Origin of the sequence: Roseateles puraquae (genome assembly GCF_002205845.1) — a bacterium.
Lineage (GTDB): Bacteria > Pseudomonadota > Gammaproteobacteria > Burkholderiales > Burkholderiaceae_C > Pelomonas > Pelomonas puraquae.
The window spans coordinates 161,858-176,971 of record NZ_NISI01000001.1 but is presented as its reverse complement, the minus strand read 5'-3'; the positions used below and the strand labels follow the sequence as shown (position 1 = coordinate 176,971).

The following is a 15,114-nucleotide window of genomic DNA, read 5'->3' as shown; positions in this document are numbered from 1 at the left end:
CAAGATGTCTGCACAACTCTCCCAGAACCTGCTGCTGACGGTGCCGCTGGCGCCGCTCGCGGGCGCGATCCTGGCCGGCTTCTTCGGCAAGACCATCGGCCGCCGTGCCTCGCACATGGTGACCATCCTCGGCGTGCTGGTGGCGTTCGTCCTCTCGGCCATGACGCTGTACAGCGTCGCGGTCGACGGCGCGCGCTTCAACGCCACCATCTATGAATGGATGGTGCTTGGGCCCCTGAAGATGGAAGTCGGCTTCCTGGTCGACGGCCTGACGGCCATGATGATGTGCGTGGTGACCTTCGTGTCGCTGATGGTGCACATCTACACCATCGGCTACATGGAAGAAGATGACGGCTACCAGCGCTTCTTCTCCTACATCTCGCTGTTCACGTTCAGCATGCTGATGCTCGTGATGAGCAACAACATGCTCCAGCTGTTCTTCGGCTGGGAGGCCGTGGGCCTGGTGTCCTACCTGCTGATCGGCTTCTGGTACAAGAAGCAGAGCGCGATCTTCGCCAACATGAAGGCCTTCCTGGTCAACCGTGTGGGTGACTTCGGCTTCATCCTGGGCATCGGCCTGCTGGTGGCCTACGGCGGCTCGCTCAACTACACCGAGACCTTCGCCAAGGCGGACGTGCTGTCCAAGATGGTCTTCCCGGGCACGGACTGGGCGCTGCTGAGCGTGGCCTGCATCTGCCTGTTCATCGGCGCCATGGGCAAGAGCGCGCAGTTCCCGCTGCACGTCTGGCTGCCTGACTCCATGGAAGGCCCGACGCCCATCTCCGCCCTGATCCACGCCGCCACCATGGTGACGGCCGGCATCTTCATGGTGGCGCGCATGTCGCCGCTGTTCGAGCTGAGCGACACCGCGCTGAACTTCGTCATGGTGATCGGTTCGATCACGGCGCTGTTCATGGGCTTCCTGGGCATCATCCAGAACGACATCAAGCGCGTGGTGGCGTATTCGACGCTGTCACAGCTCGGCTACATGACCGTGGCGCTCGGGGCTTCGGCCTACTCTGTCGCCGTCTTCCACCTGATGACGCACGCGTTCTTCAAGGCGTTGCTGTTCCTCGGTGCGGGCTCGGTGATCATGGGCATGCACCACGACCAGGACATCCGCAACATGGGCGGCCTGCGCAAGTACATGCCGATCACCTGGATCACGTCACTGCTGGGCTCGCTGGCGTTGATCGGCACGCCGCTGTTCTCGGGCTTCTATTCGAAGGACTCGATCATCGAGGCGGTGCATGCCAGCCATCTGCCAGCCTCAGGCTTCGCCTACTTCGCGGTGATTGCCGGCGTCTTCGTGACGGCCTTCTATTCGTTCCGGATGTACTTCCTGGTCTTCCACGGCAAGGAGCATTTCCACCACAAGCCTTTCCCCGGTGAGCACGATCACCATGACGACCACGGTCATGGCCATGACCACACTCCGCACGAGTCGCCTTGGGTGGTGACGGTGCCGCTGGTGCTGCTGGCCATTCCGTCGGTGGTCATCGGTTTCCTGGCGATCCAGCCGATGCTCTACGGCGAGTTCTTCAAGGACGCCATCTTCGTCAACCTCCACGCCCACCCGGCGATGGAAGAGCTGGCCAGCGAGTTCCACGGTGCCGTGGCCATGGCCGTGCATGGCCTGAAGACGCTGCCGTTCTGGCTGGCGTTCGCGGGTGTGGCCACGGCCTACGTGTTCTACATGGTTGCGCCCAGCATCCCGGCAACCCTGGCCAAGGTGCTGCGTCCGCTGATCGTCATCCTCGAGAACAAGTACTTCATGGACTGGTTCAACGAGAACGTGCTGGCCCGCCTGGCCCGTGCGATCGGCGTGGGTCTGTGGAAGGGCGGTGACGGGGCACTGATCGACGGCCTCGTCATCAACGGCTCGGCCAAGACGGTGGGCGGCATCGCGGGCCTGGTGCGCCGCGTGCAGACCGGCTTCCTGTATTGGTACGCGCTGGTCATGATCCTCGGCGTGACCGGTCTGATGACCTGGCAGCTCTGGCCCTACATCAAGCCCCAGTTCAGCGCCCTGTTCGGGTCCTGATCGAGCGGCGGAGAACAAGAATGTTGCTGAGTCTTGCGATTTTTCTGCCCATCGCCTGCGGCGCCTTGCTGCTGGCTCTGGGGCGCGATGAACAGGCGGGTGCTGTGCGCTGGATGGCGCTGGCGGCTGCCGTGGCGAGCTTCCTCGTCACGCTGCCGCTCATCACCGGCTTCGACACCTCGACGGCTGCCATGCAGTTCGTTGAGAACCTGGCCTGGATCGAGCGCTTCAACATCCGCTACCACCTTGGCGTGGATGGCATCTCGATGTGGTTCGTGCCGCTGACGGCCTTCATCACCGTCATCGTCGTCATCTCCGCCTGGGAAGTGATCGAGACGCGAGTGAACCAGTACATGGGCGCGTTCCTGATCCTGTCGGGTCTGATGGTGGGTGTGTTCAGCGCGCTGGATGGCATGCTGTTCTACGTGTTCTTCGAGGCCACGCTCATCCCGATGTACATCATCATCGGCGTGTGGGGCGGCCCGAACCGCGTGTACGCGGCCTTCAAGTTCTTCCTGTACACGCTCGCCGGCTCGCTGCTGATGCTGATCGCGCTGCTGTACCTGTACTACCAGTCGGCCGGCAGCTTCGATATCCAGACCTGGCACAAGCTGCCGCTGGCGGGTGGCGCCCAGACCTGGCTCTTCTTCGCCTTCCTGGCCGCCTTCTCGGTGAAGGTGCCGATGTGGCCGGTGCACACCTGGCTGCCCGACGCCCACGTCGAGGCGCCCACGGGTGGCTCGGTCGTGCTGGCTGCCATCATGCTGAAGCTCGGCTGCTATGGCTTCCTGCGCTTCTCGCTGCCCATCGCGCCGGACGCCGCCCGCCAATGGGCCTGGCTCATCATCGCGATGTCGCTGATTGCCGTCGTCTACATCGGCCTGGTGGCCCTGGTGCAGAAGGACATGAAGAAGCTGGTGGCCTACTCGTCCATCGCGCACATGGGTTTTGTGACCCTGGGCTTCTTCATCTTCAATGAACTGGGCGTGTCGGGCGGGCTCGTGCAAATGATCTCGCACGGCTTCGTGTCGGGCGCGATGTTCCTGTGCATCGGCGTGCTCTACGACCGCGTGCACTCGCGTGAGATTTCCTCCTACGGCGGCGTGGTCAACACCATGCCCAGGTTCGCGGCCTTCGCGGTGTTCTTCGGCATGGCCAACTGCGGCCTGCCGGCGACCGCCGGCTTCGTGGGCGAATGGATGGTCATCCTGGGCACGGTCGGCGCGAACTTCTGGCTGGGCCTGATTGCCGCCACCGCGCTGATCTTCGGTGCGGCCTACACGTTGTGGATGGTCAAGCGGGTCTACTTCGGCGACATCGCCAACGATGACGTCCGCGCGCTCACCGATATCAACGCCCGCGAATTCATCATGCTGGGCCTGCTGGCCGTGGCGACGCTGTACATGGGCCTCTACCCGAAGCCCTTCACCGACGTGATGCACCACTCGGTCACCGAGCTGCTCAAGCACGTGGCGACCAGCAAGCTCCCGGTCTGATCCGAGCAGAGGCAAGAACAATGAACGACATGAACTGGCTCGCGATCTACCCCGAGATCCTGCTGTTGGTGATGGGCTGCGTGGTGGCCCTGGTGGACCTGTGGGTCACCGATGAACAGCGCCGCCCCACCTACTGGCTGACGCAGCTGTCAATGGCCATCGTGGCCGGCATGCACTTCTACTACTTCGACGCGGGCTTCACGACCTACGCCATGCAGGGCATGGTCGTCGCCGACCCCATGGGTCACCTGCTGGCCGGCTTCGCCTGTGTGGCGACGATGATCGCGCTGGTCTATGCGCGGCCCTACGCCGGCGTGCGGGAGATGCTCAAAGGTGAGCTCTTCATCCTCAGCCTGTTCTCGCTGCTGGGCATCTGCGTGATGCTGTCGGCCAACAACTTCCTGGTCATCTACCTTGGCCTGGAGCTGATGAGCCTGTCGCTGTATGCGCTGGTGGCCCTGCGCCGTGACCATGCCGTGTCGACCGAAGCCGCGATGAAGTACTTCGTGCTCGGCGCACTGGCCAGCGGCTTCCTGCTCTACGGCCTGTCGATGATGTACGGCGCCACCGGCTCGCTGAGCATCCCTGAAGTCTTCGATGTCATCGCCAAGGGCGTGCCCAACCGCGGCGTGTTGGTGTTCGGCGTGGTGTTCGTCGTGGCCGGCCTCGCCTTCAAGCTGGGCGCCGCTCCCTTCCACATGTGGGTGCCCGACGTCTACCAAGGTGCTCCCACGGCCATCACGCTGCTGATCGGCGGTGCGCCCAAGCTGGCGGCCTTCGCCATCACCATCCGCCTGCTGGTGGAGGGCATGATCGGTTTGGCGGTGGACTGGCAGCAGATGCTGATCGTGCTGTCGGTGATGTCGCTGCTGGTGGGCAACCTCGCCGCCATCGCGCAGTCCAACATCAAGCGCATGTTGGCCTACTCGACCATCGCGAACATGGGCTTCATGCTGCTGGCCATGGCCAGCGGTGTGGTCAACAACAACACGCTGTCGGCCGCCAACGCCTACAGCTCGGCCATGTTCTACGCGGTGACCTACGTGCTGACGACGCTCGGCACCTTCGGCATGGTCATCCTGCTGGCCCGCGCCGGCCATGAGGCAGAAGAACTGAAGGACTTCGCCGGCCTGGCCAAGCGCAGCCCGTGGTTCGCGCTGGTCATGACGCTGTTCATGTTCTCGCTGGCCGGTGTGCCGCCGACGGTGGGCTTCTACGCCAAGCTCGCAGTGCTGCAGGCGCTGGTGTCGACGCACGTGGACGCCTATCTCTACCTGGCCATCTTCGCGGTGGTGCTGTCGCTGATCGGTGCCTTCTACTACCTGCGCGTCGTGAAGGTCATGTTCTTCGACGAGCCGGCCGACAAGACACCGCTGACCACGCCGGGCGACGTGCGCGTGGTGATGTCGCTCAACGGCCTTGCCGTGCTGGTGTTCGGCTTGCTGCCGGGTGGCCTCATGGCGCTGTGCGCCCAGGCCATCGTGAAGGCGCTCGCCACCTGATGGACCAGACCACGGCGGTCTGGGGCGTGCTGGTCTTCGCCGTCGTGGCGGCCAACCTGCCTTACTTCAGCGAACGACTGCTGCTGGTCGGCCCCCGCCGCGCGCCCAAAGGCGGCTGGTGGCGCCTGTTGGAACTGGTGTTCATGGCCGCGCTGACCTTCGGTGTCGGCACGGCCCTCGAAGCCCAGATTGGCCAGCGTCATGCACAGGGGTGGGAGTTCTACGCGGCAGCGGCCTGCCTGTTCGCCACGCTCGGTTTCCCGGGCTTCGTGTGGCGCTATCTGCGCCGCGGCGCCCATCGTGTCGAAGACTGACGACGCCCACCTCGTCGAGCGCCAGCTCGACAGCGCCGAGGTCTACCAAGGCCACTTCCTGCGCGTCGTCAAGGACCGCGTCGCGCTGCCCGATGGTGGCACCGCCAGCCGCGAGTTCATCCGCCACCCGGGCGCCGTGATGGTGGTGCCCTTGCTGGACGACGGGCGACTCCTGATGGAGCGCCAGTACCGGTACCCGATGGGGCGGGTCATGCTGGAGTTTCCGGCGGGCAAGCTCGATGCCGGCGAAGCACCGCTCGTGTGCGGCCAGCGCGAGCTGCTGGAGGAGACGGGCTACACCGCGGCCGAATGGGCCTACGCCGGCGTGCTGCACAACGCCATCGCCTATTCCGACGAAGGCATCCACATCTTCTTCGCGCGGGGCCTCTCGCAGGGCACGCAAAAGCTTGATGACGGCGAGTTTCTCGAACTCGTCACCCACACCTCGGCCGAGCTCGACCAGTTGGCAGCCCGTGGTGAGCTGACCGACGCCAAGTCGCTGATCGGTCTGCTGTGGCTGCAGCGCTGGCAGCAGGGCGCCTGGTCGCTGGACTGGCAACCGGCCTGACCCGCCCGTCGCGTGCCATCCGCGGCTGGGGGGCTGTTCGCATCGCGTCAACGGCGCGTTTCAAATCTTGCATGACCTCTGGCGAAGTGTTGCCAGGCCGTTAAGCTCGCGCGCCTGAAACGCCGTTTCCAGGCACCTAACCCAGTCCTCTGAAGAAGGTCTCTCCATGATGCGTGCAACGCCGCTCCTCACCACCCTGTCGCTGGCCCTGGTTCTCACCCTGGCCGCCTGCAGCAAGGGGGGCAAGCCCGACGATGCCAAGGCCGCCGCCAAGCCTGCCGCGCCGCTGCTGCTGGCCCCGGAGGATCTGCGCCAGGTGGGGCAGAGCGGCTTGATCGGCGCGCCGGTGATCACCGGCGCCATCCAGCCGGCCCGCCGGGCCGACCTGCGCGCTGAAGTGGCCGCCGTGGTCCTGCAGGTGGCCAAGGACAACGGCGAGCGGGTGCGTGCCGGCGATCTCATCATCCGCTTGGACCCGACCGCCATCCGCGACAGCCTCACCTCGGCCGAAGAAGCCGTGCGCGCCGCACAGCAAAGCTTCGAGCAGACCGAGCGCGTGCTGGCCCGCCAGCGCACGCTCAACCAGCAAGGCATGATCTCCATGCAGGGCTTGGAAGACGCCGAAGTCCGCCGCAACGCCGCCCAAAGCGAGCTGGCTGCAGCGAAGGCCCGGGCCGTCACGGCGCGTCAGCAGGTCACACGCACCGAGGTGCGGGCGCCGTTCGATGGCGTCGTCAGCGAGCGCAAGATTTCGGTCGGCGACACCGTGCAGATCGGTCGCGAGTTGGTCAAGGTCATCGACCCAGGTTCGATGCGCTTCGAGGGGCAGATCTCGGCCGATCGTCTGGGCGAGCTGAAGGTGGGCCAGCCGGTGGCCTTCCGCATCAATGGTTTCGGCGATGTCGAGTTCCGCGGCAAGCTGGCGCGAATCGACGCTTCCGCCAATGCCACCACCCGCCAGGTCGAAGTCATCGCCGAGTTCGACGACCGCGCCAAGGCGCCGCAAGTGGCCGGCCTGTATGCCGAAGGCCGGGTCGAGAGCGCCGAGCGCCGCGCGCTGGTGCTGGCGGAAGGCTCGGTGCAGCGGCAGGGCGACGCGGCCTTCGTCTGGAAGGTGGCCGGCAACCAGCTGAAGAAAGTCAGCGTCACCCTGGGTGACCGTGACGACCGTCGGGGTGAGGTGGTCATCGCCTCGGGCCTGGCTCTGGGCGATGTGGTGCTGCGCTCGCCCACCAGCTCGCTGGTGGACGGTGCGGCCGTGCAGCGCGTGGCCGCGGGCGCCGGTGCCGCGTCGGCGGTGGCTGCGGCAGCGGCTGCGAGCAAGTAAACGGGAGCGCTGCGATGTTCCTTTCCAACTTCAGCATCAGCCGTCCGGTCGCGACGGTCGTGATGGTGATCGGCCTGATGCTGGTCGGCCTGCTGGCCCTGTCCAAGCTCAAGGTCAACCAGTTCCCCGAGGTCGAGCCGCCCGTGCTCGTCATCAACATCACCTATCCCGGCGCGTCGCCCGAAACAGCCGAACGCGAGGTGGTCAACCGCATCGAGAAGGCGCTGCAGAGCATCTCGGGCGTCGACCGCTCCAACTCCACGTCCCGCGAAGGCGGCGCCACGATCGTGCTGATCTTCGACTTCTCGAAGAACATGATCGAGGCGGCGGACGAAGTACGCAATGCGATCGCTTCGGTGCGCTACAAGCTGCCGATCGAGATGCGCGAGCCCATCATCACCCGGGCCGACCCTGGCGCGCAGCCCATCCTGCAGCTGTCGCTGTCCAGCACCACGCTCACGCATGCCCAGCTCAGCCGCTTGGCCGAAGACAAGCTGGCCGAGCGTTTCCGCGGCATCGCCGGCGTGTCGACCGTCAACGTGAACGGTTCGCTCAAGCGGGAGCTGTCCATCCTGTTGCGGGCCGAGAAGCTGCGCGAATTCGGCGTCTCGGTCACCGAGGTGCTGAACGCGGTGCGGGCGCAGAACACCACCGCGCCGGTGGGCAAGGTGCGTGGCGCCCTGGAGGACCAGAGCATCCGTCTGCTGGGCCGGCTGGAGTCGCCGGCCGAGTTCGAGCAGATGATCATCAAGCGCACCACGGTCAATGGCGTGGGCACGGTGGTGCGCCTGGGCCAGGTGGCCGAAGTCAAGGACGGCTTTGCCGAGATGACCGGCTACTCCCTGCGCAACGGCCGCCCGAACGTTGGCATTTCCATCACCCGCTCGCGAGACGCGTCCACCGTCAGCGTGGCCAACGATGCGCGCAAGCTGGTGGCCGAGATCGCGAAGGAGCTGCCCAGCGGCACGACGCTGGAGGTCACGCAGGACGGCGGCAAGGACGCCGAGAACAGCCTGCACAACGTGACGCACGCGCTGGTCTTCGGTGCCGGCCTGACCATCTTCGTGGTCTACGCCTTCCTGAACAGCTGGCGCTCCACCCTCATCACCGCACTCTCGCTGCCCACCTCGGTGCTGGCCGCCTTCATTGCGGTGTGGCTGATGGGCTTCTCGCTGAACTTCATGAGCCTGCTGGGCCTGTCCCTGGCCATCGGCGTGCTGATCGACGACGCCATCGTCGTGCGGGAGAACATCGTGCGGCACATGGAGCGCGGCAGTGACCGCGTGACCGCCGCCCGCGAGGGCACGGCCGAGATCGGCCTGGCCGTGGCGGCGACCACCTTCGCCATCGTCGCGGTGTTCGTGCCGGTGGCCTTCATGGGCAACGGCCCGGGCCAGTGGTTCAAGCCGTTCGCGCTCACGGTCGTGGCCTCGGTCATCGTGTCGCTGCTGATCAGCTTCACGCTCGACCCGATGCTGTCGGCCTACTGGGGCGACCCCCCGGGCTACCACGAGCAGCCCAAGCGGGGCCTTGAGAAGTGGTTCCAGCGCTTCAACCACTGGTTCGATGGCGTGGCCGATCGCTACGGCCATGTCATTGCCTGGGCCTTGCACCACCGCCGCTGGATGACGGCCTTCGCCGTGCTCAGCTTCGTGGGCGCCATCTTCCTGCAGGCCAAGTTCGGCGGCTCCAGCTTCCTGCCGCAGGCGGATGCCGGCTTCCTGGCGATCGAGGTGCGCAGCCCGGCGTCCAGCAGCCTGGACTACTCCAAGCTCAAGCTCGATGCCGCCGCTGCGCTGGCCTCGACGATGAAGGAAACCAAGGCCACCACCGCCTATCCCAACGCCAGCGGTGGCCGCATCTACGTGGACATCGGCAAGAGCACCGAGCGCCAGCGCTCCGCGGCCGAGGTCGCCAAGGAACTGCGCGAGAAGGTGTCGCGCCTCGTCGGTGCCGAGTACGTGGTGCTTGACGACCTGAACAATGGCGCGCAGAAGCCGGTGCAGATCCGCTTCTTCGGCACCGATACCCGCAAGCTCCAGCAGATCACGCAGGACTTCCAGAAGACCATGGCCGGCATCAAGGGCGCCGTGGACATCGGCTACTCCGAGCAGGACCCGCAGAACGAACTGCAGATCGAACTCGACCGCGGCCTCGCCAACCAGATGGGCATCTCGGTGAATGACGCAGCCCAGGCCCTGCGCGTGGCCTTTGCTGGCGTGGAAGCCGGTGACTGGGTCGACCCCACCGGCGAGACCCGCGACGTGTCCATCCGCCTGCACCCGAGCGACCGCGTGGACGCCGCCAACATCGAGCGCCTGCCCATCGCCGTCTCAGGCACGAACCGCATGGTGCCGTTGGACCAGATCGCCACCGTCACCATGGGCAAGGGCCCGGGCCAGATCCAGCACGGCGACGGCAAGCGCACCATCACGGTCAGCGCCAACGCCCAGGGCCGCTCGCCGGGTGAGATCACGGCGGAGGCCAAGAAGCTCGCCGAAAAGATCGACTTCCCGCCGGGCTTCGGCATCGAGCTGGCCGGCGCGGCGCGTGACCAGCAGGAGGTGTTCACCGCCATGATCACCGCGCTGCTGTCGGGCATCGCGTTGATGTACTTCGTGCTCGTCATCCAGTTCAACAGCTTCACCGCACCGCTTGGCGTGATGATGTCGCTGCCCCTGAGCCTGATCGGCGTGGTGGTCGCGCTGCTGCTGACCCGGGGCACGCTCAACCTGATGAGCCTGATCGGCGTCATCATGCTGATGGGCTTGGTGGCCAAGAACGCCATCCTGCTGCTCGACGCCACGCGCCAGGAAGAGGCGGCCGGCATCGACCGCGAAGAGGCACTGATGCACGCCGGCCGCAAGCGCTTCCGGCCCATCCTGATGACCACGCTTGCGCTGATCGCCGGCATGCTGCCGGTGGCCATCGGCGTGGGGGAGGGCGGCGAGTTCTACCGGCCGATGGCCGTGGCCATCATCGGCGGCACCATCACCTCGACCCTGCTCACGCTGCTGATCGTGCCGACCTTCTACGACAGCATCGAGATCGCGCGTGACCATGCCCTGGCCAAGTTCCATCGGCGCTCGGAGCGGTTCACGGTGTTCGGCGGGTTTGTGCTGACGCTGCTCGAAGCGGTGTTGACGCTGCTGCTGGTTCGCTTCGTGTTCCGGATGGTGATGCGCCTGGTGCGGCTGGTCACCGGCCGCCCGGCGGTCAAACCAGCCGTCCAGGGTTGAGGAGGCCGAGCGGGTCCAGTGCCCGCTTGATCGACTGCATCAGCGCCAGGGCCGTGGGGTCCTTGCGCTGGGCGAGTTCCTCGCGCTTGAGCCGGCCGATGCCGTGCTCGGCCGAGATCGAACCCCCACGGCGCTGCACCGCGTCGTACACCATCGCATTGATCGGTGCCTCGTGCGCAGCCAGGAAGGCCGCAGGCGCCACACCTGCCGGGGCCTGCACGTTGTAGTGCAGGTTGCCATCGCCCAGGTGCCCGAAGTCGATGACCTCGATGCCGGGCAGGTAGCGCGCCAGCGCGGCATCCATCTCGGCAACGAAGCCCGGAATGGCCGAGACCGGCAGGGCGATGTCGTGCTTGATGTTCAGCCCCGCCTGGGCCTGGGCCAGCGGGATGGATTCGCGCAGATGCCAGAAGTCCCGGGCCTGCTGCAGGCTCTGGGCCATGGCCGCGTCCTGCACGATGCCGGCCTCGAAGGCCGCTTCGAGCAGCCCCTCGAACACCTGGCGCGCGTGCTCGGCACTTTCAGCGTCTGACAGCTCCAGCAGCACCGTCCAGGCGGCAGCATCCAGCGGCTGCGCCAGCTGCGGCAGCTCCCGCGCGACCAATGCGAGCGAGGCGCGGTTCATCACCTCAAAGCCAGTCAGCGCGTCGCCTGCACGGTCCCGCGCCAGCCGCAGCAGGTTCACGGCATCGTCTGGGGAGTTGCAGGCCGCCAGCGCGGTGAGTCGCTCCTTGGGCACCGGGTAGAGCTTCATCGTGGCGGCGGTGATGATGCCCAGCGTGCCTTCGCTGCCGATGAACAGGTCGCGCAGGTCGTAGCCGGTGTTGTCCTTGCGCAGGCCCGACAGCCCCTGCCAGACGTCGCCGGCAGCCGTCACCACCTCCAGGCCGAGGCACAGCTCCCGGGCATTGCCATAACGCAGCACCTGCGTGCCGCCTGCATTGGTGGCGAGGTTGCCGCCCAGGGTGCAGGAGCCCTCGGCGGCCAGGCTCAACGGGAACAGCATGCCGGCGCCTGCGGCTGCCGCCTGCACATCGGCCAGCACGCAGCCGGCTTCGGCGGTCAGGCTGGCATTGGCCACGTCGATCTCGCGCAGCCGCTTCATGCGGCTCAGGCTCAGCACGAGCTGCTGCCCGCTGTCGTCCGGCGTGGAGCCGCCCACGAGCCCGGTGTTGCCGCCCTGCGGCACGACCGCCACGCGATGTGCCTGGCAGAGCTGCAGCACCGCCGCCACCTCCTCGGTGGTGGCCGGCCGCGCCACCGCCAAGGCCCGGCCGGGGTAGCGCTTGCGCCAGTCGGTCTCGAAGGCGGACAGATCGCCGCCCACCAGCAGTCCCGGCTCGCCCAACCTCGCGCGCAGCGCGTCGAGAAATGCGCTCATGCCGCCTTCGCAGCCGCCAGTCGCTGCCGGATGTGCGCAGTGCAGGCCGTGAAGACGACCAGGCTCAGCACCACCTCCAGGCCTGCCAGCACCTGGCCGAGGCCGCCCTCGCTCGTGGCGCGCACCAGGCCTTCCAGTGCATACAGCCAGATGACGAGCGCCAGCCAGCGGTAGGTGTACATGCGGTAGCGCCACAGGCCGAAGGGCGCCGCCAGCAGGGGCAGGGCCTTCAGCGCGAGCGTGCCGCGGCCGGTGGGCGCGAGCCACAGCTCCCACGCCAGGCACAGCAGGATCAGCGCCAGCGTGCTGGCGACCGCCAGGTTGCGCGACAGGCGTTCATTCGGACGCGGTTCGGTTCTTTCAAGGGGGGCAGGCATAGCTGCGGCATCATAGAAGCCATGTCCCTGTCCCCGCATGCCGCGCCGCGCACCACCGCGGCGCCCTCCGACAATCCCGACGCGCCGCTGGAACGCAATCCGGTGGCGTTTGTGCGCAGCTTCATCGCCGAGCTCCTGGCCTGGCCCTGGCTGCAGACGCTGCAGACCTTCCGCCAGCGATTTCGGGAAGAAAAGCTCGGCCTGACCGCCGGCAGCCTCACGTTCACCACGCTGATCTCGCTGGTGCCGCTGTTGACGGTGATGCTGGCCATCTTCACGGCCTTCCCGATGTTCTCCAGCTTCCAGTCGGCACTGGAGCAGTACTTCCTGAAGAGCCTCATCCCACCCAACATCGCCAAGCCAGTGCTGGCCTCGCTGACCCAGTTCGCGGCCAAGGCCAACAAGCTGGGTGCGGTGGGTCTGGTCTTCCTCGGCATCACGGCCCTGGCCCTGATGCTCACCATCGACCGCACGCTCAACGCCATCTGGCGCGTGCGCCGGCCGCGGCCGATGGCGCAGCGGGTGCTGGTGTATTGGGCGGCGCTCACCCTCGGCCCGCTGCTGCTCGGCGGCAGCCTCACGCTGACGAGCTATGCGGTCAGCGTGGGCCAGGGGCTTTTCACCAAGATGCCCGGTGACCTGGCCGCGCTGCTGGGTGGGGCTGACATCCTGCTGCTCGGCCTGGCCGTGGCCGGGCTCTTCCACTACGTGCCCAACACCCATGTGCGCTGGCGCCATGCGCTGCTCGGCGGGGCCTTCGTGTCGCTGGGCTTTTCGTTGGCCAAGTCGCTGCTGGCCTGGTATGTGAAGCAGGTGCCGACCTATTCGACCTTGTACGGCGCGTTTGCGACCGTGCCGGTCTTCCTGATCTGGGTCTACCTCGGCTGGGTGATCGTGCTGCTGGGGGCGATCCTGGCCGCCAACACACCGGCCTTGACAGGTCGCCTGCACCTGCGCGCTGACGCCCCGGGCCAGCCGCTGGGCCTGGCGCTGGAGGTCATCCGCGCGCTGTGGCAGGCCCGCGAGGCTGGCCAGCGCGGGCTGTCACACCTGGGGTTGGCGGTGGCGCTGCGCGTGGACCCGCTGCAGCTCAGCCCCATCGTCGACAAGCTGCTTGCGCTGGACTGGATCGGCCGCCTGGAGGAAGAGGGCGCCCAGCGCTTCGTGCTGCTGTGCGCACCCGAGACGGCCTCGGCCGAGCCACTGCTGGCCGCCTTCCTGGCGGAGCGCCAGGGCTTGCTGGCCAATCTGTGGGCCCAGGGCGGCTGGTCGAGCCTGACGGTAGGCCAGCTCCTCACTGGGGCTGGAAGCCCCCGGCCTTGATGATCCGCGCCCAGGCCGCAGCATAGGCCCGCTCACGGCTGGCCAGCTGGGCCGAGGTCATCAGGCCGACGGAGAGGCCCAGCTCGGTCAGCCGGGCCTTCACGGCCGGTTGCGCGATGACGCCCGCCAGTGCCTGTGACAGGCGCTCCAGGGTCGCGGTTGGCGTGCCGGCCGGTGCGAACAGGCCGTAGTAGGGCAGGTCCTCGAAGCCCGCGATGCCGAGTTCGGCAAAGGTCGGCACTTCCGGCAGCACTGGCTGGCGCTGCTGACCCATCACCGCCACGATGCGCAGCTTCTTCTGCTGGTGGTTGACGATGAGATCGGGCACCGAGCCCACGCCGGCGCTGACCTGGTTGCCCAGCATGTCGCTGATCATGGGCGCGCTGCCGCGGTAGGGCACGGCCAGCAGGTTCAGCCCGTGCTTCTCGCCCAGCAGCTTGACGAGGAACTCCGGCACCGAGGCCGGCGCCGGCACGCCCACGTTGCCCTGGCCGCCTTGCTTCTTCACCCAGGCCAGGTACTCCGGCAGGCTGGCCGCAGGCGTGCCGCCCGACAGCGCCAGCGCATTGGCAAAGGTGGCGAAACCCGCCACCGGCACGAAATCCTTGGCGGGGTCGAAGCCCGGGTGCTTCAGCACCAGCGGCAGGATCGAGATGGTGTGGTCGTGGCTGACGAACAGCGTGTTGCCGTCTGGCGCCGCGGCCTTCAGGGCCTGCGCGGCGATCTGCCCGCCGGCCCCGGGCCGGTTGTCCACGAGGACCGTCGTGCCGAGGGCCGCCTGCAGGGCCTCGCCCAGCAGCCGCGCGATGGCATCCGTCCCGCCGCCGGCCGGGAAGCCCACCAGCAGCCGCAGGGTCTTGTCATCGGCGCGGCTGAGCCGGGGCGCAGCCAGGGGGAGGGTGGCCAGCGCGGCCAGGGCGGAACGGCGTTGGATCATGTCGGGGCTCCTGGTGGGACCCCGCCGAGTCTACGGGTGCAGTACCACCAGCAAGGCGGTCGCTGCCGACTTGCCGGTGTTGCGGATGGCGTGCGGCCCATCCACGGCATAGCGCGCGGTTTCACCGGGCTTGAGCTTGCTCGTGACACCTTGCGCGGTGACTTCCAGGCTGCCGGTGAGCACGCTCAGGTGCTCCCGCGAGCCGGGTTCGTGGGCCTGGCTGTCGAGCACGCCGCCCGGCTGCACGCCCAGCTCGTACCACTCGAACTGACCCGCCAGCTCGATGGGCCCGAGGATGCGCAGCTTGCACAGGCCGTCCGGGCTGGTGAGGCCCGGTGTGGCATGCGCCGGCACGGTCTCGATGGCCGGCGTGGCCGCACGCTCGGCACCGAGCAGTTCGCCCATCTCTACGCCCAGCGCATTGGCCAGGCGCCAGACCACGGCCACCGTCGGGTTGGCCTGGTTGCGCTCGATCTGCGACAGCATCGACTTGCTGACGCCTGCCCGCTTGGACAGATCGTCCAGCGACAGCCCGCGGCTGGTGCGCAGGGCCTGCAGGGCGGCCCCCACGCGGGGCGGTTCGAGATCGACGGCGGGCTTGTTCAT

12 protein-coding genes are annotated in these 15,114 nt (G+C 67.1%); 8 read left to right on the top strand and 4 right to left on the bottom strand.

The genetic code is table 11. The features are described 5' to 3' along the window. The first annotated feature begins 4 nt into the window (after positions 1-4). From nuoL to CDO81_RS00745, 7 genes are all read left to right on the top strand, one after another. Positions 5-2,044 carry an NADH-quinone oxidoreductase subunit L gene (gene nuoL / locus CDO81_RS00775; RefSeq protein WP_088481270.1) on the top strand — a complete coding sequence of 680 codons (2,040 nt, stop codon included), beginning with the start codon at positions 5-7 and terminating at the stop codon, positions 2,042-2,044. Positions 2,045-2,064: 20 nt separating this feature from the next. After that, the gene (locus tag CDO81_RS00770; protein ID WP_088481269.1) at positions 2,065-3,540 is read left to right on the top strand and encodes an NADH-quinone oxidoreductase subunit M; all 1,476 of its coding nucleotides are present in this window, start codon (positions 2,065-2,067) and stop codon (positions 3,538-3,540) included. A 20-nt stretch (positions 3,541-3,560) separates the two neighbouring features. Continuing rightward, entirely contained in the window at positions 3,561-5,042 is a 1,482-nt protein-coding gene (gene nuoN / locus CDO81_RS00765; RefSeq protein WP_088481268.1) for an NADH-quinone oxidoreductase subunit NuoN, read from the top strand. Further along, positions 5,042-5,356, top strand: a complete 315-nt coding sequence (locus CDO81_RS00760; protein WP_088481267.1) for a DUF2818 family protein — start codon at positions 5,042-5,044, stop codon at positions 5,354-5,356. Before nuoN ends, CDO81_RS00760 begins: the two co-directional genes overlap by 1 nt. Beyond that, a complete protein-coding gene (locus tag CDO81_RS00755; protein WP_241516795.1) occupies positions 5,343-5,924 on the top strand; it encodes an NUDIX domain-containing protein in 582 nt (193 codons plus the stop codon). Before CDO81_RS00760 ends, CDO81_RS00755 begins: the two co-directional genes overlap by 14 nt. 166 nt (positions 5,925-6,090) lie before the next feature. Continuing rightward, positions 6,091-7,251 carry an efflux RND transporter periplasmic adaptor subunit gene (locus CDO81_RS00750; protein WP_168928249.1) on the top strand — a complete coding sequence of 387 codons (1,161 nt, stop codon included), beginning with the start codon at positions 6,091-6,093 and terminating at the stop codon, positions 7,249-7,251. Positions 7,252-7,265: 14 nt separating this feature from the next. Continuing rightward, entirely contained in the window at positions 7,266-10,490 is a 3,225-nt protein-coding gene (locus CDO81_RS00745) for an efflux RND transporter permease subunit (RefSeq protein WP_088481265.1), read from the top strand. Here CDO81_RS00745 and CDO81_RS00740 read toward each other — a convergent pair. Both CDO81_RS00740 and CDO81_RS00735 read right to left on the bottom strand, forming a co-directional pair. After that, positions 10,468-11,871: an FAD-binding oxidoreductase gene (locus CDO81_RS00740; protein WP_088481264.1), complete on the bottom strand. Its 1,404-nt coding sequence runs from the start codon at positions 11,869-11,871 to the stop codon at positions 10,468-10,470. The genes CDO81_RS00745 and CDO81_RS00740 overlap by 23 nt on opposite strands. Further along, positions 11,868-12,248 carry a DUF2069 domain-containing protein gene (locus CDO81_RS00735; protein WP_088481263.1) on the bottom strand — a complete coding sequence of 127 codons (381 nt, stop codon included), beginning with the start codon at positions 12,246-12,248 and terminating at the stop codon, positions 11,868-11,870. The genes CDO81_RS00740 and CDO81_RS00735 overlap by 4 nt, the downstream gene beginning before the upstream one ends. Positions 12,249-12,269: 21 nt before the next feature. Between CDO81_RS00735 and CDO81_RS00730 the strand changes: the two genes are divergently transcribed. Beyond that, positions 12,270-13,571, top strand: a complete 1,302-nt coding sequence (locus CDO81_RS00730) for a YihY family inner membrane protein (protein WP_088481262.1) — start codon at positions 12,270-12,272, stop codon at positions 13,569-13,571. Here CDO81_RS00730 and CDO81_RS00725 read toward each other — a convergent pair. Together CDO81_RS00725 and CDO81_RS00720 are read right to left on the bottom strand one after the other, a co-directional pair. Then, on the bottom strand, positions 13,543-14,508 hold the full coding sequence (locus CDO81_RS00725; RefSeq protein WP_088481261.1) for a Bug family tripartite tricarboxylate transporter substrate binding protein: 966 nt from the start codon (positions 14,506-14,508) through the stop codon (positions 13,543-13,545). The genes CDO81_RS00730 and CDO81_RS00725 overlap by 29 nt on opposite strands. Positions 14,509-14,538: 30 nt before the next feature. Next, on the bottom strand, positions 14,539-15,114 hold the full coding sequence (locus CDO81_RS00720; protein WP_088481260.1) for a helix-turn-helix domain-containing protein: 576 nt from the start codon (positions 15,112-15,114) through the stop codon (positions 14,539-14,541).